Source organism: Actinomadura sp. NBRC 104425, from assembly GCF_030269545.1.
Classification (GTDB): domain Bacteria; phylum Actinomycetota; class Actinomycetes; order Streptosporangiales; family Streptosporangiaceae; genus Spirillospora; species Spirillospora keratinilytica.
On record NZ_BSTN01000001.1, the window covers coordinates 666,637 to 687,128 of the forward strand.

Annotated in this window: 11 protein-coding genes; 8 read left to right on the forward strand and 3 right to left on the reverse strand. The window is 72.8% G+C overall.

Translation table 11 applies throughout. The annotated features are described in order from the left end of the window. Positions 1-83: 83 nt before the first annotated feature. The 5 genes from QSK22_RS03025 to QSK22_RS03045 all read left to right on the forward strand — a co-directional run bounded on the left by QSK22_RS03025 (position 84) and on the right by QSK22_RS03045 (position 8,258). Entirely contained in the window at positions 84-3,581 is a 3,498-nt protein-coding gene (locus tag QSK22_RS03025; RefSeq protein WP_285492348.1) for a bifunctional glycosyltransferase/CDP-glycerol:glycerophosphate glycerophosphotransferase, read from the forward strand. 318 nt (positions 3,582-3,899) lie between these two features. Next, on the forward strand, positions 3,900-4,913 hold the full coding sequence (locus QSK22_RS03030; protein WP_285492349.1) for a CDP-alcohol phosphatidyltransferase family protein: 1,014 nt from the start codon (positions 3,900-3,902) through the stop codon (positions 4,911-4,913). 362 nt (positions 4,914-5,275) lie between these two features. After that, entirely contained in the window at positions 5,276-5,863 is a 588-nt protein-coding gene (locus tag QSK22_RS03035; protein ID WP_285492350.1) for a hypothetical protein, read from the forward strand. A 333-nt stretch (positions 5,864-6,196) separates the two neighbouring features. After that, a complete protein-coding gene (locus QSK22_RS03040) occupies positions 6,197-7,603 on the forward strand; it encodes a protein kinase domain-containing protein (RefSeq protein WP_285492351.1) in 1,407 nt (468 codons plus the stop codon). Continuing rightward, positions 7,593-8,258 carry a hypothetical protein gene (locus tag QSK22_RS03045; RefSeq protein WP_285492352.1) on the forward strand — a complete coding sequence of 222 codons (666 nt, stop codon included), beginning with the start codon at positions 7,593-7,595 and terminating at the stop codon, positions 8,256-8,258. Before QSK22_RS03040 ends, QSK22_RS03045 begins: the two co-directional genes overlap by 11 nt. Before the next feature lie 284 nt (positions 8,259-8,542). Here the strand turns inward: QSK22_RS03045 and QSK22_RS03050 are convergent, their stop codons facing one another. Together QSK22_RS03050 and QSK22_RS03055 are read right to left on the reverse strand one after the other, a co-directional pair. After that, positions 8,543-9,001 (reverse strand): hypothetical protein, encoded by a 459-nt coding sequence (locus QSK22_RS03050; RefSeq protein ID WP_285492353.1) that lies wholly within the window; start codon positions 8,999-9,001, stop codon positions 8,543-8,545. Positions 9,002-9,239: 238 nt separating this feature from the next. Continuing rightward, positions 9,240-10,793: a hypothetical protein gene (locus QSK22_RS03055; protein ID WP_285492354.1), complete on the reverse strand. Its 1,554-nt coding sequence runs from the start codon at positions 10,791-10,793 to the stop codon at positions 9,240-9,242. A 234-nt stretch (positions 10,794-11,027) separates the two neighbouring features. Here QSK22_RS03055 and QSK22_RS03060 point away from each other — a divergent pair, with 234 nt between their 5' ends. Then, a complete protein-coding gene (locus QSK22_RS03060; RefSeq protein WP_285492355.1) occupies positions 11,028-12,626 on the forward strand; it encodes a glycosyltransferase family 39 protein in 1,599 nt (532 codons plus the stop codon). On the opposite strand, the gene QSK22_RS03065 is transcribed toward QSK22_RS03060, so the two are convergent. Then, positions 12,568-14,496, reverse strand: coding sequence for a glycosyltransferase family 2 protein (locus QSK22_RS03065; protein WP_285492356.1), 1,929 nt, complete (start codon positions 14,494-14,496; stop codon positions 12,568-12,570). The two genes, QSK22_RS03060 and QSK22_RS03065, sit on opposite strands and share 59 nt — an antisense overlap. 265 nt (positions 14,497-14,761) lie before the next feature. Here QSK22_RS03065 and QSK22_RS03070 point away from each other — a divergent pair, with 265 nt between their 5' ends. Next, on the forward strand, positions 14,762-17,008 hold the full coding sequence (locus QSK22_RS03070) for a bifunctional glycosyltransferase/CDP-glycerol:glycerophosphate glycerophosphotransferase (RefSeq protein WP_285492357.1): 2,247 nt from the start codon (positions 14,762-14,764) through the stop codon (positions 17,006-17,008). Positions 17,009-17,062: 54 nt separating this feature from the next. After that, positions 17,063-20,485 (forward strand): bifunctional glycosyltransferase/CDP-glycerol:glycerophosphate glycerophosphotransferase, encoded by a 3,423-nt coding sequence (locus tag QSK22_RS03075; RefSeq protein WP_285492358.1) that lies wholly within the window; start codon positions 17,063-17,065, stop codon positions 20,483-20,485. The last annotated feature ends 7 nt before the right edge of the window (positions 20,486-20,492 follow it).

The following is a 20,492-nucleotide window of genomic DNA, read 5'->3' on the forward strand; positions in this document are numbered from 1 at the left end:
CCCGTGGGCCGCCCCCGCCGGCCCGGGTCGTCCCCTCAGCGTCCGCCGTCGGGCGCACCTTCGTCGGGAAAGCCGAGAGAACCTTGTCACCACTGCTGAGCGTCGTCGTTCCGTTCTACAACGTCGAGATGTACCTGCGGCCCTGCCTGGAATCGATCGCGGGGCAGACCCTGCGCGACCTTGAGGTCATCATGGTCGACGACGGGTCCACCGACGGCAGTGCGACGATCGCCAAGGAGTTCGCCGAGCGCGATGCCCGGTTCCGGCTCGTCCAGCAGGAGAACCAGGGGCTGGGCCCGGCGCGCAACGCGGGCGTGCCGCACGCCACCGGCAAGTACCTCGCCTTCGCCGACAGCGACGACATCATCCCCCGCTACGCCTACGACCTGATGGTGTCGTCGCTGGAGGAGACCGGGTCGGACATCGCGGCCGGCGCGGTGCGGCGGTTCGGGGTGGACGGGCTGATGCACTCGGGCGTCCACATGAAGATCTTTCCGGTCGAGCGCAAGCGCACGCACGTGCGCGAGTTCCCCGAGCTGCTGCGCGACCGCACCGCCTGGAACAAGGTGTTCCGCCGCTCGTTCTGGAACCGGCACGACTTCAAGTTCCCGGCCGGCCTGTACGAGGACGCGCCGGTGACGATCCCCGCGCACGTGCTGGCCAAGCGGGTCGACGTGCTGCACGAGGTCGTCTACCACTGGCGGGTGCGCGAGACCGGCGCCCGGTCCATCACGCAGCGGCGCACCGAGCCGGGCAACCTGGGCGACCGCATCCGCTCGGTGCGGTCGGCGTCGCAGTTCCTGGCCGAGCACGCGCCGGACCTGAAGGACCGCTACGACGCCTCGACGCTGCGCGACGACATCCGCATCTACGTCAATATCGTCGACCAGGGCGACGACCAGTACCGCGAGACGTTCTTCGACATCGTCAACGAGTTCCTCGACACCGTCGACCCGAAGCTGTTCGACGACCTGCCCGCCATCGACCGGCTGAAGTTCCACGCGGTGCGGCAGCGGATGATGCCCGAGCTGGTGGAGATCGTGTCGTTCTCCAAGCGACATCCCGAGCGCACCAGCGCGATCCGCCGCGAGGGCTCGTCCGGCTGGTACGGCAACTACCCGTTCCTGGGCGACCCGCGCTTCCCCGACCGGCTGTACGAGCTGTCGGAGGACGAGCTGGAGCTCAAGACCGGCATCGACGAGGTGCTGTGGCGCGACGGTCGGCTGCGCATCGAGGGCCACGCCTACATCGACCGGCTGAACGTGGCGTCCGCCGAGGACTCGGTGATCGAGATCGAGCTGCGCCGCCGGATGCTGCGGCTGTTCCCCAAGGTGATCCGGCCCAAGGTGGAGCGGGTGCGGCGCCCGGACGTGACGGCGGGCAGCGGGCAGGCTACCGCCGACCTGGACTGGTCGGGGTTCGCGTTCGAGCTGGACCCGGCCAAGCTGGGCTCGGGGCACGGCAACTGGCACGTGTTCGTCACCGTCACCACGCACGGGGAGAAGCGGCGCGGCCGGCTCGCCAAGCCCAAGGGCGCCGGCCTGTGGCCCCCGGCTCACGAGGTGGCGCCGGGCCGCCAGGTCAAGCCCAAGTACACGCAGGCGCGCGAGCTGCTCATCGGCGTGCAGCCGATCCGCGCGCAGGTCACCGACGTGCGCGGCGGCGACGGCAGGGTCGAGCTGACCGGGTGGGTGCGGCGCGAGGACGCGGTGTACGTGACCGGCGGGCACCTGCTGGCGTCGTTCCGGCAGGGCAAGACCACGGTGAAGTTCCCGGTGAAGCACACCGGGTCGGGCGCCGGGGGCCGGGTGGAGTTCACCGCGTCCATCGAGCTGGCCAAGCTGGCCGAGCAGACCGGTTCGGTCGAGGCGGCGGTGACCGGCGACAGCATCGACTGGGACGTGTCGCTGAAGACCAAGGGGCGCGGCAAGCTGCGGCTGGGCGTGGAGGCCGACCTGCTCGGCCTGCGCGAGACGGTGGCGGGCCGCGAGTACGACGTCATCAGCACCAAGTACGGCAACCTGACGCTGGTGGAGCGGTCGCCGCGGCTGGTGGTGACGGGTGTGCGCTGGCTGGAGGGCGCCACGATCGAGCTGACCGGCTCGTGCGCCGACCCGAAGACCCGGCCGGACCGGCTGGTCATGCGGCGGCGCCGCTCCACCAACACGCACCAGGTGCCGCTGACGTGGAACGGGGCCGAGTTCACCGCGCTGCTGGACGCCCGGTGGGAGTCGTTCGACGGGGCGCTGCCGCTGCCGAGCGGCCGCTGGGACCTGTACGCGCCCGGCCCGAACGGCGACGTGGCCGTCGGCATCGACCGGCAGACCCGCGCGGCGCTGCCCGAGCCCCGGTTCGTCGGCGTCCACGAGCTGGCGCTGCAGGTCAACCGGGACCTGCTGCACCTGTGGGTGCGCACGGCGCTGTCGGACGACGAGCGCGGCCCCTACGCCCAGCGCATGCTGCAGCGGCGGCACTTCACGTCGTTCAACACCGCGCCGCTGCGCGACCTGGTGGTGTTCGAGAGCTACTCGGGCCGCCGGCACGCGTGCAACCCGCGGGCGATCTACGAGGAGTTCAAGCGCCGCGACCTGGGCCTGGAGCTGGTGTGGTGCACCTCCGACGGGCAGTTCCGGGTACCGGACGGCGGCCGGACGGTGCTGCGCGGCAGCCGCGAGTACTACGAGCTGACGTCCGAGGCGCGGTTCATCGTCAACAACGGCCCGCAGATGCAGGGCTTCGAGAAGCGCCCCGGCCAGGTGTACCTGCAGACCTGGCACGGCACGCCGTTCAAGCACGTCGGCTACGACCTGCTGCAGGGCGGCCGGATCGCGGGCGGCATCGCCACGCTCGGCCAGTTCGTGGAGGACGTGCCGTTCTGGGACCACCTGCTGTCGGCCGGTCCGCACGTCACGCAGATCCTGCGCAGTGCGTTCCGCTACGACGGCGACGTGATGGAGACCGGGTACCCGCGCAACGACCTGCTGTTCGCCGAGGACCGGCACGAGCGGGCGCTGCGGGTGCGCGAGCGGCTCGGGGTGCCGGCCGGGCGCCGCGTGGTGCTGTACGCGCCGACGTGGCGGGAGGACGTGTGGCAGACCTCCGGCCGCCAGGCGGAGCTGGTGCTGGACACCGGGCGGCTCGCCGCCGCGCTCGGCGACGACCATGTGGTGCTGGTCCGCCAGCACCACATGGTGGCCGACCGCACGGTCGGCATCGGGGACCAGGTGGTGGACGTCACGCACTACCCGAACGTCACCGAGCTGTTCCTGATCGCGGACGTGCTGGTCACCGACTACTCGTCGGCGATGTTCGACTTCACCGCGACCGGGCGGCCGATCCTGTTCTACACCCCCGACCTGGACTTCTACCGGGACGAGCTGCGCGGGGTGTACTTCGACCTGGCCGAGGAGGCACCGGGGCCGCTGCTGACCGACTTGGACGAGGTGGTGGACGCGCTGCACCGCGTCGACTCGGTGGGCATCGAACACGCCGCCGCCTACCGGGCCTTCCGCGACAAGTACTGTCCGATGGACGACGGGCAGGCCGCCGCCCGGGTGGTCGACCGGCTGCTGGAGCGCTGACCGAGCGGGGTCCCTTCGGGTCATCCGGGCCCGTCCGGGTGGCCCGAGGGGACCCGCCGATCGGCTTTGCGCGCGAGCGCCCCCGAGCCGTTGTGATCACCATAAGATGACAAACTGCGCGTTCACCCGGCGGACACCCCCTGTTGGAGCGGTAGCATCGTGCCCTCTCGGCCGACGGGAGCGCGCCCGGCTCCCGCGGCCGACGGCGCTCGGAGCCGCCAGGACGAACCACCGGGACCGCGCACCGCGGGTCCACGTGGATTCGCGCCCAGCGACGGCGGGAAGCCTCCAGCCACAAAGTTGAAAGGACAGCTCTCCATGGCGAACTTCACGCTCGCGGACGTTCGAGAACGGACGTACAAGGCGCGTGACGCATGGTGGACCGTGCTGCTGGTCGACCCGCTGGCATCCCGTCTGGTGCGCTTCACCGCCAACCGCACGAACATCACGCCTAACCAGCTGACCGTGGGGGCGCTGATCCTGGGGCTGGGCGCGGGGGCCTGCTTCGCGGTGGCCGAGTGGCCGTATCTGGTGGCGGGCGCGCTGCTGTACCACCTGTCGTTCACGCTCGACTGCATGGACGGCAAGATCGCCCGGTTGAAGGGCACCGGGTCGGTGTTCGGCGCCTGGCTGGACTACATCTTCGACCGGGTGCGGGTGCTGGCCTGCGCGATCGCGCTGATGGGCGGGCAGTACGCGGCCACCGGCAACGTGGCGTACGTGTGGACGGCGCTGGCCGTGGTGTTCCTGGACATGCTGCGCTACATGGACGCCTTGGAGATCTACAAGGTGCGCGGCCAGATGCGCAACAAGCTGCGGCAGCTGCAGGAGGAGGCGCAGACCCTGGAGGACGCCGCGCGGCACGCCGACGGCGCGGCCGAGGCCGGCGGGATGGGCGACGAGCTGCGGTCGGCGGCGGGCGCGCTGCGTCCCGACCCGGAGGCCGACATGGAGGAGCGGGTCGTCGGCGACGACCCCAACCAGCAGGCCAACCTGCTCATGCAGCAGGAGTTCAACCGGCGCTTCCCCTGGTACGCCCGGATCCGCAACGCGCTGCTGCGCGGCCGGATCCGCCCGCACCTGATCAGCGGCATCGAGTTCCAGATGGGCGTGTTCATCGTGGCCCCGCTGGTCGCGGCCGCGGTGCCGGGGGCGGTCATCCCGGTGACCATCCTGGCCGCCGCCGGGATGCTGGCCTTCGAGCTGGTGATCATCTACAAGTTCTGGCTGTCCAGCCGCGACTACAGCCGCACGGTGACCAAGCTGGAGCGCAAGATCGCCGAGTACCGTGCCCGGTTTCCCGAGCAGGTGACGGTCGCCGACCGGGTCTGACCGCCGGGCGCGCCCCTCGCCCGGCGCGCACCGGGCCGCCCGTCCGCGTTGACGCGGGCGGGCTTTTTGCTGTGCGGTGAGTGATCAGGACGGGCCCCATCCTGGGCGTGCGCAGCGCGCGTTCATTCAGCGTTCACCGGCCGCGGCCGCGAGATCGAAGCGCATCGAAATAGTCCTCCGTCTCCTCTTGACGGTGATCGGCCGGTGAGCGTAGTCAAGTGGCCTGAGCGTTGATCGTGGCGGAGCGATGGGAGTGGGGCCGAATGTTCAACAGAAACCGCATTTCCGATATGCGCGGCGGTCGGCACCGGCGGCCCCGCGCCGTCCGAGATACCTCGCCGCGTTACGGCGCCTGGGCCGGAATGGCGCTGCTGGCCACGACGGCGGGCGGCGTCTTTTACGGGATCGCCGAGACGCTGGGCGCGGGGAACGGTCCGCTGCCCGTTCCGCAGTCGCAGGCGATCGAGGCGTACCCGTCGCGGACGCCGTCGGCGACACCGAGCGCCATCGTCCCGCGCAACACGCTCACGCCGTCGCCGAGCGCCTCCCCCGAGCGGACGCTGCTTGCGGAGCCGACGCCCGAGCGGACGCAGACGGCACCGGCGAAGACTCGCACGCCCGCCGAGCGAGACGGCGGGCAGGAGCCGTCCGAGCCGACGAAGCCGTCGGCGTCGCCGGCACCGCCGTCGAAGCGGCCCATCGCCCTGCCGGAGCCGTCCGAGTCCGACCCGCCCGCGGGGAGGCGACAGGGCGTCGTCCCGCCGCAGTGGCTGAGGTACCCGCTGACACCGATGCCCGGATACCCCTACCCCTCCTACCCGTGGACGGCGTGGTGGTCCCCGCAGGACCGGCAGCAGTCGCAGTGGGGGCGGTCGCCGTACCAGGGGTGGTGGCACGGATATTCCGCCGAGGATTCCTCCGGATTCGGCCGCGACGGCGGCCGCCGATAGGCATCCTGCCATCTAGCAGGCGAATTACGGCATATGCCGGGAGGGTGCCAATAGCGGCATTAGGTATGGCGCGGCGAGCGCCGGGCCGACCACGCCCCGGAGTGCGCGTCCAGCCCCCCGGCGGGAAATTGCCGCGTTATCCGGCGGGCACGCGGGCGGACGGATGCCCGCCTTTTCATAAACGCCGCCGTTCGCGAAAACGTCCCCGGCGGAGCTCCATTCACGGGCGGCGCCGCGCCGGAACCGCCGCACGCCATCGAACCGTCCGGCCGTGTGCCGCGTACTGCTGGACGTGCCTGAATATTCGGCCCGCACGCACGGAAGGACGGCCCGATGAGGCCGGGCCTTCGGCTCACCGAGCGTTACCGGCTGATGGAGCGCCTCGACGACGGGGACGCCATGGAGGTATGGCGGGCCTGGGACGAGGTGCTGAGCCGGTCCGTCGCCGTCAAGCTGCCCGCCCCGTCCCGGGCGGCCGGCGGCGCCCGCGGCCGGGCGTTCCACGAACTGGCGAGCCGCGCCGCGGGCGTGCGGCACGCCGGCTTCGCCGCCATCTACGACTGCGACCAGACCCGCGACGCCGCCGGACGCGCCACCCCCTACCTGGTCACCGAGTACCTGGAGGGCGAGACGCTGGCCGCGCGCATCGACCGGGCCCCGCTGCCCACCGCCGAGGCCCTGGAGATCTGCGCCCGGGTCGCCACCGCGCTGGCGGTCGCGCACCGCGACGGCGTGACGCACGGCGACCTGACGCCGCGCCGGATCTTCCTCACCCCCGGCGGCGTCAAGATCGTGGACGTGGGCATCGGGGCGGTGCTGCGCGCCGCGGCGGACCACGGGTCCGGGGCGCTCGCCCGGACCGCCGACCCCGAGCCCGCCACGCCGTCCGACCTGCCGGCGGCCGACCGGGCCGACGACGTCCTGGCGTTCGGGATGCTGCTCACGACCTGCCTGCACGCGGGTGCGACGGCCGCGCGCGTGCCCGACGAGGTGACGATCCTGGCCTACGAGTGCCGCGCGTCCGATCCGCTGCAGCGGCCGTCCATGAGCCGCGTCGCCGACGTGCTCGCCCGCGCGACGGCGCCGCCCGCGTCCGCCCGGAACGAGACGGCCCTGGCGAGCCTGTTCGCCGGAGACGCCTGTGCCCCGCCGAAGCCGGAACCGGAGCCGGAGGACCCGGGCCCGCAGCAGGACGACAGGCGGACGGAGTACCTGCCCGCCCCGCCCCCGCCCGAGGACGCGCCTCCCAGCCGTCGGCCCGCCCTCATCGCGGCCGCCATCGCCGCCGCCGCCGTGATCACGGCGGCGCTCGTCGCGCTGAACCGCCCGCCGCCCGCGTCCAGGGAGGCCGCCGCCCCGCAGCCGCCCCCCGCCGCCACCGCGCCCACCGCCACGCCCACCGAGCCGACCGCCCCGGCCCCCGAGCCCACCGAGACCGCGTCGTCCGGGCCCTCGGCCACCGGCCGGGCCGTGGACACCAGCACCCTCGGCGTCCTCGGACGGCTGCAACCGCTCGTGGACCACGGCCGGGCCAGCGGCCGGATCCGGGACGACGTGGCCCTCGACCTCACCAACCTGATCAACAACCTGCGCAACGAAGTCGCCGCGGGCCGTGCCGTCGATGTGGACGCCCGGGTGGCCGAACTGCGCCGCAAGATCGACACACGGCTCCGGGAGCGCGCGCTGACCGCGGACGCGGCCGCCGAGCTGACCGGCGTCCTGGACCAGCATGGCGGATGAGTCGGAACTGAGGGGCGGCGGCGGGCGCGCCTTGCCGGCCGACGAGATCGTCGATCTTCCCGGCGACCGCGCCGGACGGCAGCCCGCCGCCGGCCGTGCGGTCGCGCCCCGCCCGCACGGTCGCCGCGGGCTGCGGGTCCTGTGGCCGGTCGCGGGCAGCCTGGCCTCGACCGCCACCGCGGCGACGATCCTGTACACCGGGATCGACGTGACGCCCCTCGACGACCGGCCCACCCTGGCGCCGCCGCGCGCCTCGGCGCCCGAAAGCCCGGGCGACTCCGCCGGGCCCTCCGCGACCGAGACCGTCCCGGCCACCACGCCCGCCCCGGATCCGCCGTCCACCGGCAGGGCGCCGCCGCCCGACAAGCCGCCGGCCCGCCGCACCCCCGAGCGCGACGACGCGCTCAAAAACCTGCGCAGGTCGGTGGAGAACGGCGTGCGCGCCGACGAAATCCGCTCCGACGTGGGCCTGGACCTGACCAACATCATCGATGCCACGATCCGGGAGGCCCGCCGGGGCGAGCACGACCTCGTGGACGTCCGCATCGACCAGCTGCGCACCAAGGTGGTCACCCGCACCCGCGAGGGCGGCATCACCGGCGAGCGCGCCCGGCGTCTGCAGCACCTGCTCGACGAGGCCGACGCGCAGTTCTAGGACGGCGCATCGACCGCAATTTCTTTCGGTCGGTGACACGGTAGTCGGGGGGAGAACCGGGTCCTCCCGAGGGGGGAGAATTGGCACCTGCGGGGGATGGCGATAATGCCGAAGAACGGAGGTGATACGCCTTCCGACGCCCACTTTTCTGATCTGCCGGCGGCGGCGCGCCCGCGGCGAGATGGGCATGCGGCGGCGAGGCCGATAGGCACCGGCCGGACGCTTCACATGGACAGGCGCCCCCTGCCGAGAGCAGGAGACGCCCGTGTGCGGTGGGTCAGGCCCTACCGGCCGTCCCCAAAGCCGCCGTATCCGCCGAACCCCCGGCCGTAGCCGAAGTTCCGGCCGTAGCCGAACTTCCCGAAGTTGCGGCCGTAGCCGAAGCCTCGGCCGTAGCCGAACTTGCCGAAGCCCCGCCCGTAACCGAAGCCCCGGCCGTAACCGAACTTGCGGTGGTGGTGGCGGAAGAAGCGGTGGTGGCGGAAGAAGCGGTGGTGACGGAAGCCGCGGTGGCCCCAGCCCCAGCCCCAGTCCTTGCGCACATGGCGGCCGATGCGCTTGCACCCCTTCTTGCCGGTGCACCGTATGGGACGCACCGCGCTGGTCGAGGTCACCTGGCCGCTGACGGCGGTGGCGCCGCCGGCGGCGGTGGACGCCTGGGCGGCGGGCGTGAGCGCGGCCATGCCGCTCAGCGCGAGCCCGGAGATGCCCAAGGCGACCCCCGTGCGAATGTCGATTCGCATGTCTCCCCCCTCTGGGTTTTCGACCTTGGCGAGAGGCGGACATTTCCCGATTTCTCGCCAAATAAGGGGATGCCCGAGGCTCCTTGTGCAAATACCTCCGGATCAGCAAAGAGAAGCAAGATTACCGCGATGATGATCGTCGCCGCCGCAACCGGCGTCCGCCGATATGGCGACAGCGGAGAGTGTTCATGCAAACACTTTCAGTAATTCATAAAGTGGTCGGGCCGCCGAAAGGCGTTCACTGGCCGACTTTTTCGCGGTGCTCCGCCGGTTCGGAGGCGCCGGGCAGTTCGCCGGGCTCGGGCGACGCCGCCTCGGCGGCGGCCGGGGGCGTGACGGCCGGGCGGGGCCGGCGGGCGAAGGTCAGGCCCGCGGCGAGCGCGGCGAACGGGATGGCGGGCAGGACGTAGCGGTAGTCGAAGTCGGCGGTGGCGGCCGGGACGACCAGCAGCGCCAGCGCGATCGACCACGGCAGCAGCACCTCGCCGCCGAGCCGCCGCACCCGCACCAGCACGCCCAGCAACCCCACCGCCATCAAGGCGCCCAGGTACGGGCCGCGCACGAACGCCCAGTCCTGGTAGTCGCGCATCCATTCGCCGTAAGGCTCCACGACGCGCGCCTGGGCCGTCTTGCCGCCGTACGGGTAGGCGCGCAGGGCGTGGTCGTCCCGCAGCGCCGCGCCGACCGGGAACTCGTACTCCTCGACGGTGCTCTTGCGCGGGTAGGGCTTGCGCTCCCACTCGAAGGAGCGGAACGTGTCGCGCACGATCACGCGGGCGTAGTCGCCGGGCTGCTTGGTGATCGCGGCCATGGCGAACTCCCCGGCCAGTTCGTTCGCCTTGGGGTTGTACATCCAGCCGGGCACCTTCTTGAAGCCCGAGTCGTCGCCCCACAGCGCCTGGAACGCCGGTGCGGTGCCGGGCACGGGCGGCAGGTGGTCGCGGCACAGGATCGCGACCTCGGGGTCGGGCTTGATGATGTCGCAGCGGGCGAAGTCGACGGTGCGTCCGTACAGCCAGATGCGGTCGGTGGTGGTGATGGCCCACTTGCCGTGCGCGGCGTGGAACCACGACATGTAGAGCGCGACGGGGATCACCGCCGCCGCGACCGTCGCGGCCATGGCCCGCCAGCCCGAGCGCATCACCAGCATGCACACCAGCAACACGATCAGCATGGGCAGCCCCACCGACCGCACCATCGCCGCGGCGGAGATCAGCAGGCCCGCCAGGGCCCCGGCCCACCAGCTCATCCGGCGGGGCTTCCACAGCGCCGCGGTGATGCCGGCGGCGAGCAGGAAGGTGAACAGCCCGTCCGACACGAGCATGTGCTCGAGCTGGATCTGGTACGCGTCGTACAGCACCGGCACCGACAGCAGGGACGCGACCAGGCCCGGCAGCCACACGCCGCGGCGCGGCCAGGCGGCGCGGATCGCCCGCCACACCAGCGCGTACACCATGACGCCGGTGAGCACGCCCAGCGCGTGCTGCGCCGCCAGCACGACCAGGAAGCTGTGGAACGGCTTGAGCAGCCACAGGAACACCGAGTAGCCGCCGGGCCGCAGCGGGGACGGCTCGAAGTGCAGCGCGCCTTCCAGATAGGTGTTGGAGTCGCCGAACCACAGCACCGACGGGAAGCCCCGCACCGCGATCCAGCGGATCACGACCGCTCCGGCCAGCACGACCAGGAACAGGCCGTGCCCGAGCAGACCCCTGCCCAGACCGCGCAGCAGCCGATGCGCCGGGCCACGCGTCGATCGGCTCGTACCCTGCACGTTGGTGGCCTCGTCGCTCACTCCAGCTCCGCGCTTTCCGTCCATGCGGCCGTACTCGGCCCCATCCATGCGGCTATACCCGGCCCATCCATACGGCCGTACTCGGCCCCATCCATACGGCCGCATTCGGCCGGGTACGCGAACCCCCCCGCACCGCCCCCGCGAAGCATAGCCCGCCCGCACACGGCGGAGATCATTTACGCGATTCCCGCCTAGGATCGAAACGACCACCTTTGCACGGGGACGGGGGTCTTCATGGCGAAGCGCGTCCTGCCTGCGGGTGCGATCGGACGAGCCGCCGGGCATCTCCGCAGGGCCGACGTGCTCGCCGTGGCGCTCCCCGTGGTGCTGTCGTTCGCGGTGGGCCTGTGGGCGCTGGCCCGGCCGGCGCTGTGGCGGGACGAGGCCGTCACGATCGGGGTGGCGCGGCGTCCGCCGTGGGACGCGCTGCGGCTGCTGGCCGACATCGACGCCGTGCACGGCCTGTACTACCTGCTCATGCATCCGGTGGTGGCGGTGTTCGGCGCCGGGGAGACGGCCGTGCGGCTGCCGTCGGTGCTGGGCGCCGCGGCCGCGTCGGGGCTCACCGCGTGGCTCGGGCTGCGGCTGGCGGACGCGCGGACGGGCCTGGTCGCCGGGCTGCTGGTCGCGGTGTCGCCGGCGATGTCGCGGTACGCCCAGGAGGCCCGCCAGTACACGTGGGTGACGGCGCTGGCGGTGGCGGCGACGCTGCTGCTGGTCCGCGCCCTGGAGCAGCGCGACGACGACAGCGGGCGGCGGGCCTGGGCCGCCTACGGCGCGATGGTCGCGCTGATGGGGTGGCTGCACCTGTTCTCGCTTTTGCTGGTGCTGCCGCACGCGGTGGCGGCGCGGCGCGACCTGCGGCGCTGGGCGGTGGCGGCGGGCTGCGCGCTGGCGGCGGCGCTGCCGCTGGCGCTGCTGTCGGTCACGCAGCGGGCGCAGGTCAACTGGATCACCCGGCCCGGCCGCGACGACCTGTGGTACCTGCTCGACATGCTGGCGGGCGGGCGCCGGCTGATCCTGCCGACCCTCGCGCTGGCGGCCGTCGCGCTGTGGCGCCCGACCGTGCGTCCCGTCCACGACGCGCAGGACGACACGCGCTGGGTGCTGCTGGCGTGGCTGGCGCTGCCGCCGGCCGCGCTGCTGGCGGTCTCGTTCGTCATACCGACGTACCTGTTCCGCTACGTGCTGTTCTGCTTCCCGGCGCTGGCGCTGCTGGTCGCGCTGGGCCTGCGGCGGCTGCCCGCGTGGGCCGCGGCGGCCGCGGTGGCGGCGCTCGCCGTGGCGATGGTCCCGGCGCACCGGCAGATCCGCGCGCCCGACGCCCGCGCCGACGACCTGCGGACGCTCAGCACGATCATCCGGACCGGCAAGCAGCCGGGCGACGCGCTGCTGTTCCACCAGGAGTACTACCGGCGCGCCATGAGCGCCTACGCCGACGCCTACGCGGGGCTGCGCGACATCGCCCTGGCGCGGACGGGCACGCAGTCGGGCACCATCGACGGCGAGGAGGTCTCCTCGGCCGAGCTGGCGCGGCGCCTGGCGGGCGTGCGGCGCCTGTGGTACGTCCACCGCAACGCCAAGGCCCCCGACGCCCCTGACCGCGCCAAGGAGCGGCTGGTCCGCCGGTCCGGCGTCTTCCGCCTGGTGAAGCGCTGGCGGTTCAAGGGCGGCACCGTGACCCTGTACGAGAACGTGCGGCCCGGCACCGTGCCCGGAGGCGCCGGCACAGACGGGGACGGCGCGCGGCGCACCGCCGCCGTCCCCGGGGCGCTCAGCCCCGCAGGCGGCGGGCGAAGCGCCGCGCGGCCTGCGCGGCCCGCGCCGGCGTGATCTTCACCGACAGCCCGCCGCGTTCGGTGCGGTACGGCGCGGCCTGCCGCAGCCTGCCCGCCGGGCCGGGCCGCGGCAGAGCGGGCGGGGCCGGGGGGCGCACCCGGATCGTGACGCCGTCGACGGTGAACCGCACCCAGGGCGTCCACCGGCCCGGGTCGCAGCCGCGCAGGTCGAACTCGGCCGTCAGGTTCACAGCCTCGGGGACGCACGACGCCCACGCCTTCGCCGGCACCACCGTGCCGTCCTGGCGGCGCAGCAGCTCGGCGGACGCCTCCACCGGGTGGCCGGACGGCAGCGCGCTCGGCACGTGACCGGTGATCCGCAGCACCCCGTCCGCCGCCCAGTCGGCGCTCTCCAGCGTCATCGCGGTGCCGGGGTGCGCGGCGGCCACCCGCAGCTCCAGGCCCTGCCCGCGGTGGGCGGGCACGACCGCGCGGCCGCCGCGCACCAGCCGCCGCTCGGGCGGTTCCAGGCCGTCGTCCGGGCTAAGCCGGCGGACCACGGTCAGCTCCTGCACCCGCATCTCGACGTGCAGGTCCCAGGCGCCGTCGTCCGGCGCGTCGTCGGCGGTCAGGTCGATGTCGGCGCGGAACCTGTCGGAGCCCAGCGCGCGGACGGGCAGGCGGCGCTCGCCGGCCGGCTCGCCCCGCCGCCTGAGCAGCAGGGTCGTCTCCACCCGCTCGGTGACGCCCGACAGCGCGGCGCGGCCGGCGACGCGCAGGCCGGACGGCGTCCAGGACACCTCGGTCAGCCGGTTCTCGGTGCCGATCCGGTCGGTGATGTCGTACAGGTGGTCGGGCAGCGCCGTGGCCGGGTCGCGGAACCGGGGGTAGGCCAGGAACGCCTTGTCCTTGTCCACGACGGTGGGCGGCGGCGGGCCGTCGGGGTCGGTCGCCACGATCTCGGCGAGCACGTCGTCCAGCCGGTACCGCAGGCAGTGCATCACCAGCCGGGACCGGGGCCACAGCCCGTGCTCGACGCCGGGCGTGTACCAGGCGTCGACGAGCCGGCGGGCGCCGACGCGGGTGAGCGCCTGCTCCTCCTCCGGCAGCTCGCGGTAGCGGGGGCCGAACCGGGTGGCGATCTCGTGCCGGAAGTGCCGCAGCATCAGCCGGTCGCGCAGCGGGCCCGGCTCGACCCGCGCCGCCAGGTGGCTCATCACCTCCGAGATGGCCGGGAAGTACTGCTCGGCGGGCGCGCCGCCCTGCTGGATGATGCTGGTGCCGTCCTCTCGGGCGACCCAGTGGTAGCAGTCGTAGCCCGCCACGACCGAGATGCCGTCGGCGCCGAAGTACGCCTGGGCGGTGAACAGCATGTCCTCGTGCGAGTACAGGTTCTCCACGAACCGCAGCCCGAGCCGCTCCAGCAGCGACCGGCGGAACAGCTTCAGCGGCGACAGGGTGTTGTAGAGCAGCGGCGTCTCGGCGACGGTGGTGCGCGGCAGGTCGCGTGGGAACACCGGCGCCTGCCGGCCCACGCCCACGTACTGGCCGACGACCACGTCGGTGCCGTTGGCGTCGGCCATGGCGACCATGCGCTCCAGCGCCTCGGGGGCCAGGTGGTCGTCGGCGTCCAGGAAGAACACGTATTCGCCGGACGCCCGGTCGATGCCGGCGTTGCGCGGCGCACCGGGGCCGCCGGAGTTCGGCTGGTGCAGCACCGTCAGCCCGGACCGGGTGGCCGCCATCCGGTCCAGTTCCTCGCCGCTGCCGTCGGTCGATCCGTCGTCGACCGCGATGATCTCGATGGCGCCCGCGCCGGCCGACCGTCCCAGTGACTGCTCCTGCACCGACTCCAGCGCCCGCCGCAGCGTCGTCCGGCAGTTGTAGACCGGCATGACGACGGTCACCTTCGGCCTTTGCTCCACACCCACCCCGCGCGTCCGCAAATCTGTCACCTGCAGAACTTCACCAGGCTATCCGTCGCCCCGCCGTGACGCGCCGCGTTTGCCGGTGTCGTCTACCGGTGCCGTCTGCGTCCCCGCCGCGGGCCCGGGGACGGCCCGCCCGGCCGCCATGCCCGCAGGTGTGGGCGGCGTCCTATCGAATCGGCGGCGTATGCCCGGTAAACACCGACTAAAGTCCGTACAGCCCCTCTACCGGCCGACCCCAGGACGAGACCTTTTCGGAGCCATGGCAGACACCCCAGCTCACATCGGAGACGGACAGGCCGCTGCGCGCCCGGGCGCGCCCGTCTCGCTCAGTGTCGTCGTCCCCGTTCACCTGGTGCAGGGCTACCTGCGCCAGTGCCTGGACTCGATCCTGGTGCCGGACGCGCCGAACCTCGAAGTGATCGCGGTGGACGACGCCTCCCCCGACCACTGCGGGCAGATCCTCGACGAGTACGCCGCCCGCGACCCGCGGGTGCGGGTGCGGCACCTGGAGCGCAACGTCGGGCCGGGCGAGGCGCGCAACACGGGTCTGGACATGGCCACCGGCGACTACGTGTGGTTCGTCGACAGCGACGACTACCTCACCCCCGACGCGGTCTCCGCGGTGCTGGAGCGGCTGGCCGACACCCGCCCTGACGTGCTGCTGTTCGGCCACGCCCGCGAGTACTGGCACGGCAAGGTCAAGCGCTCCTCCGTCGGCGAGGTGTCCGGGGCCGAGGTGTTCGGCTGCGCCGAGCAGCCGTCGGTGCTGACGCTGACGGCGGCGGCCTGGAACCGGGTGATCCGCCGCCGGTTCCTGGTGGACCTCGGGCTGCGGTTCGGCGCCGGCCGCTACGAGGACGTCACCGTCGCCTACCCGGTGCTGCTGGCGGCCGAGCGGATCAGCCTGCTCGACCAGGTCTGCTACATCTACCGGCAGCGGCGCCGCGGCCCGGTCACCCGCACGACCAGCGCCCAGCACTTCGACGTCTTCGACCAGTACGACCGGGTGTTCGCGTTCCTCGACTCGCTGGGCGCAGACGGCGAACGGCTCCGGGCGCCGATGTTCGACCAGGCGCTGCGGCACATGCAGAAGATCCTGGAGCGCGGCGAGCGGCTGCACGAGGACGACGCCCCGCGCTACTTCGAGCGCATGGCGCAGGCCTACGCCGCGTACCGGCCCGCGGGGCACGAGCTTCCCCGCGACGAGCAGGCGGCCAAGAAGTACCAGCTCATCGAGAAGAACGACTACAAGGGCTACCAGCGGGTGCTGACCCGCAAGCCGCCGTCCCGCACGCCCGCCAAGGCCGCGACGGCGATGTTCCGCAAGCGCAAGCGCGCCGCCGTCAACGTCGCCAAGCGCACCGGCCTGCGCCAGTACTACAAGGCGCAGCTGCGCATGCCCATCGACGAGAACCTGGCGGTGTTCGCCGCGTACTGGTACCGCGGCTACGCCTGCAACCCCGCCGCCATCTACGAGAGGATGCGGGAGCTGGCGCCGGACGTGCACGGCGTGTGGGTGGTCAAGCGCGAGAACGTCAAGTCCGTGCCCAAGGGCGTGGACTACGTGGTGCGCGGGTCGAAGGACTTCTGGCGCGTCATGGCCCGCGGCAAGTACTTCGTCAACAACGTCAACTGGACCGACGACATCGTCAAGCGGCCCGGGCAGGTGCACGTGATGACCCACCACGGCACCCCGCTCAAGAGCATGGGCCTGGACCAGATGAAGTACCCGGCCAGCGCCAAGGGCATGGACTTCAAGCTGATGATCTCCCGGGCGGACCGGTGGGACTTCGTGGTGTCGTCCAACCCGCTGTCCACCGAGGCGTGGGAGCGCGGCTTCCCCTGCAAGTACGAGATGCTGGAGGTCGGCTACCCGCGCAACGACCGGCTGGTGCGGGCCACCGACGCCGAGAAGGCCGACCTGCGGCGCAAGCTGGGCATCCCCGAGGGCAAGAAGGCCGTCCTCTACACGCCGACGCACCGCGAGTACCAGCGCTCGTTCCGGCCCACGTTCGACATCCGGCGGTTCGCCCGCGAGCTCGGCGACGAGTACGTGCTGCTGATGCGCGCCCACTACTTCTACAAGCCGGGCGCGGGCCAGTGGGACCCCGAGCGGGTCATCGACGTGTCGGCGCACCGGTCGGTCGAGGACCTGTGCATCGCCTCCGACGCGCTGCTCACCGACTACTCGTCGATCATGTTCGACTACGCGGTGCTGCCCGACCGGCCGATCGTGCTGTTCGTGCCCGACTGGGAGACTTACCAGCTCACCCGGGGCACCAACTTCGACGTCACCGCCTTCCCGCCGGGCGCCGTCGCGTACGACGAGGAGGAGCTGCTCAAGACGTTCCGCACCGGTGCGCCCTGGCTGGACGAGTCGGCGGTGCGGGCCCGCGCCGCGTTCCGCGCCCGGTTCTGCCCGTGGGACGACGGGCACGCCGCCGAGCGGACGGTCCGCCGCGTATTCCTCGGCGAACAGGTGCCCAATCCGCCCGAAGCCCCCTAGACTCCCGCCACCATAGGCTCCCCGCCATCCCCCCGGCAGAAGGAGATCGCCTTGGTGCCTCACCGGATCAGCGTCGTCGTCCTCGCGCACGGCACCGCCACGGAGCTGAACGAGACGCTGCGGTCGCTGGCCGCGCAGACGTACGGCTCACTGGAGGTCCTGGTGGTCGACGGCGGGACCGGGGCGGCGGCCGAGGCCGACCTGCCCGACGAGCGGTTCCGGGTGATCCGCCGGGGGGCGCCGAGCCGCGGCGCGGCCCGCGGCATCGGCGTCGCCGAGGCCTCCGGGGAGTTCCTGGCGTTCGCCGACGACGGCGACGTGCTGCCCGAGGGGGCGCTGGCCGCGCTGCACTCCGCGCTCACCGCCAGCGGCTCGGACTTCGCGGCGGGCAATGTGTCGGTGCGGCGGGAGCACGGGTCGCAGCCGTCGCGGCGGCACCGCGAGGCGTTCGCCTCGGCGCTGTCGCGCACCCACGTGCGCAAGCATCCGGCCCTGCTGGACGACCGGGTGATCACCGCCAAGCTGTTCCGCCGCACGTTCTGGGACCGGCACGCCCTGGCCTTCCCCGACATCAACCGCGACGACGACCTGCCCGTGGCGGTGCAGGCGTACTACCTGGCCGAGGCGGTGGACGTGCTGCCCGAGGTGGTGCTGCGCCGCGCCCGTCCGACCGCGCCGCAGCCGACCGCCGAGCCGCAGGCCGTCGCCGACGGCTTCACCGCCGTCGCCACCGCGCTGGACGCGCTGGAGGGCCGCTGGTCGGCCCGCGACCGCCGTGCCTTCCTGGCGTCGGTGCTGAACGGCGAGCTGCGGGCGTTCCTGGACGCGCTGCCCGACGCCACCGACGACGAGCGCGCCGCCGTGGTGCGGCAGGCGGCGGCGCACGCGTCCTGGCTGCAGCCCGACACGCTCGCCGACCTGCCGTCGATCACCCGGCTGAAGTGGCATCTGGCGGGCCGGGAGCGCCGCACCGAACTGGTCAAGGTGGTGCGGTACGCGCGCGGCAAGCCGCATCCCAGCATCGTGCGCAGCGGGCTGCGCCGCTACGTCGTCCACCCGTACTGGAAGGACGACAACCTCGGCATCCCCGACGAGGTGTACCTGGCGCGCACCGAAGTGGCGCTGCGCAGCCGCACCCACGAGATCGCCTGGCGGGACGGACGGCTGTTCGTGTCCGGCGAGGCGTACATCAACTCGGTCAGCATGCGGCGCCGCTGGACGTCGGTGAAGAGCGTGGTGCTGCGGTCGGGGCGGCGGCGCGTGGCGCTGCGGGCCCGGCAGACCCGCAAGCCCGGCAAGAAGTCCGGGCCGTGGACCGGTTTCGAGTTCGTCCTCGACCCCAAGAAGCTGCGGCGCGGCGGCGCCTGGACCGACGGGTCCTGGGACGTGGAGGCCGTGGTGTTCAACGCGGGCGTGCTGCGGTCGGCGCGGCTGCGCGGCGGCACCAGCGGCAGCGCGGCCCGCCCGCCGTACCACTACGTCGACGACGACGTGCGGATCGTCCCGCAGGTGGTGGACGGCACCCTGCGCATCCACGTGGAGACGGTCACCGCCAAGGCGACGTCGCTGCGCTGGGACGGCGACGAGCTGGCGGTCGAGGGCGCCTGCGCCGGTGCCGCCGAGCTGGCGCTTTCGATGGGCGACGAGGTCGTGCCGGTGCCGGTCACGGTGGTCGGTACCCGGTTCGTGGCGCGCGTCCCGCTGCCCGAGCCGAACGAGCTGACCGACCCGCGGGCCGTCGACGACACCTGCGACTGGGCCGTGCTGCTCAACGGACGTCCGCTGGTGCTGGCCGAGGGCGTCGACGGCATCGAGCGGCTGGTCGGCCGCCGGGAGCTGTATGCGGGCCGCGACGCGTCCGGCTACCTGCGGGTCCAGTCGCGCACGGCGCGGCTGACGGTCACCGAGTGCGCGTGGCGTCCCGACGGCACCCTGGTGCTGGCCGGGACGCACCGGGCGGGCGGCACCGGCGAGATCGTGCTGCGCAGCCGGGGCCGCCGCAAGGAGTACGCGTTCGGCGTGACTTGCGGCGACGACGGCGTGCTGCGCGCCGAGATCCCGGCTGCGGCGGTGCCGAGCGTGGCGGGCGTGCTGCCGCTGCGGGCGGGCCAGTGGGACGTGCTGTTCCGCACCCCGGGCGGCCGCGCCCTGGCCGTGCGCACCGACCCGGCGGTGTCGTCCGCGCTGCCCCCGGCGCTGGAGGTCGCGCGGCGCGGGTACGCGCTGGAGCTGCAGCGCGTCGGCCTGGTCGTGCGGGTGTCCGGCGACGTCCCGCCCGAGGAGCGTTCGGCCGCCACGGCGCTGCGGTCCGAGGCGCGCCAGCGGGTGGCCAAGGAGGGGCTGCGCGACGCGGTGGTGTTCTCCTGCTTCAACGGGCGCCAGTACTCCGACAGCCCCAAGGCCATCCACCTGGAGATGGTGGCGCGCGGCCTGGCGGGCGACCTGGAGCAGCTGTGGGTCGTCAACGACGCGCAGGTGGAGCTGCCCGACACGCTCACCCCGCTGCGGCTCAACGGCCGCGAGTGGCACGAGGCGATCGCCAGCTCCCGGTACATCATCACCAACCACCGGCTCGGCGACTGGTTCCAGCGCCACCCCGACCAGGTGGTGCTGCAGACCTGGCACGGCACGCCGCTGAAGAAGGTCGGCCGGGACGTCAAAGAGGCGCACTTCGCCTACGCGCCCGGCATGAAGCAGGCCTACCGCTCCCTGTCGAAGGGGAAGGGCAAGGGCGAGGAGGCGCAGGCCGGGCCGGCGCTGCCGGAGTGGACGCACCTGCTGTCGCCCAACCCGTTCAGCACCGAGATCTTCCGCCGCGCGTTCTCGTTCAAGGGCGAGATCATCGAGGCCGGGTATCCGCGCAACGACCTGCTGTACCACCCCGAGGCCGACCGGATCGCGGCGCAGGTGCGGGCCCGGCTGGGCGTGCCCGCGGGCAAGCGGATCGTGCTGTACGCGCCGACCTGGCGCGACGACCAGTACTACAGCCGGGGCCGCTACAAGTTCGACCTGCGCCTGGACCTGGACCGGGCGAAGGCCGCGCTGGGCGACGACCACGTGCTGCTGGTCCGGCTGCACAGCAACGTCGTGGACGGGGTGCCCGAGGACGGCGAGTTCGTCATGGACGTCTCGCTCTACCCCGACATCACCGACCTGTACCTGATCTCCGACCTGCTGATCACGGACTACTCGTCGGTCATGTTCGACTACGCCAACACCCGGCGGCCGATGCTGTTCTTCACCTACGACCTGGCCGACTACCGCGACCGGCTGCGCGGCTTCTACCTGGACTTCCAGGCCGAGGCGCCGGGTCCGCTGCTGGAGACCTCCGACGCGGTGATCGAGGCGATCCGCGACATCGAGCCGATCGCCAAGGAGTACCGGGACAACTACGACGCGTTCGTCGAGCGGTTCTGCCCGCTGGACGACGGCCGGGCCTCCGCCCGCGTCGTCGACCGGCTGTTCCCCGGCTCCTAGCTCCCCT

Coding starts and splice junctions, on each gene's coding strand:
- QSK22_RS03040 (WP_285492351.1), top strand. CDS start 6,197: ATGAGGCCGGGCCTTCGGCTCACCGAGCGTTACCGGCTGATGGAGCGC.
- QSK22_RS03030 (WP_285492349.1), top strand. CDS start 3,900: ATGGCGAACTTCACGCTCGCGGACGTTCGAGAACGGACGTACAAGGCG.
- QSK22_RS03045 (WP_285492352.1), top strand. CDS start 7,593: ATGGCGGATGAGTCGGAACTGAGGGGCGGCGGCGGGCGCGCCTTGCCG.
- QSK22_RS03035 (WP_285492350.1), top strand. CDS start 5,276: ATGGCGCTGCTGGCCACGACGGCGGGCGGCGTCTTTTACGGGATCGCC.
- QSK22_RS03060 (WP_285492355.1), top strand. CDS start 11,028: ATGGCGAAGCGCGTCCTGCCTGCGGGTGCGATCGGACGAGCCGCCGGG.
- QSK22_RS03070 (WP_285492357.1), top strand. CDS start 14,762: ATGGCAGACACCCCAGCTCACATCGGAGACGGACAGGCCGCTGCGCGC.
- QSK22_RS03050 (WP_285492353.1), bottom strand. CDS start 9,001: ATGCGAATCGACATTCGCACGGGGGTCGCCTTGGGCATCTCCGGGCTC.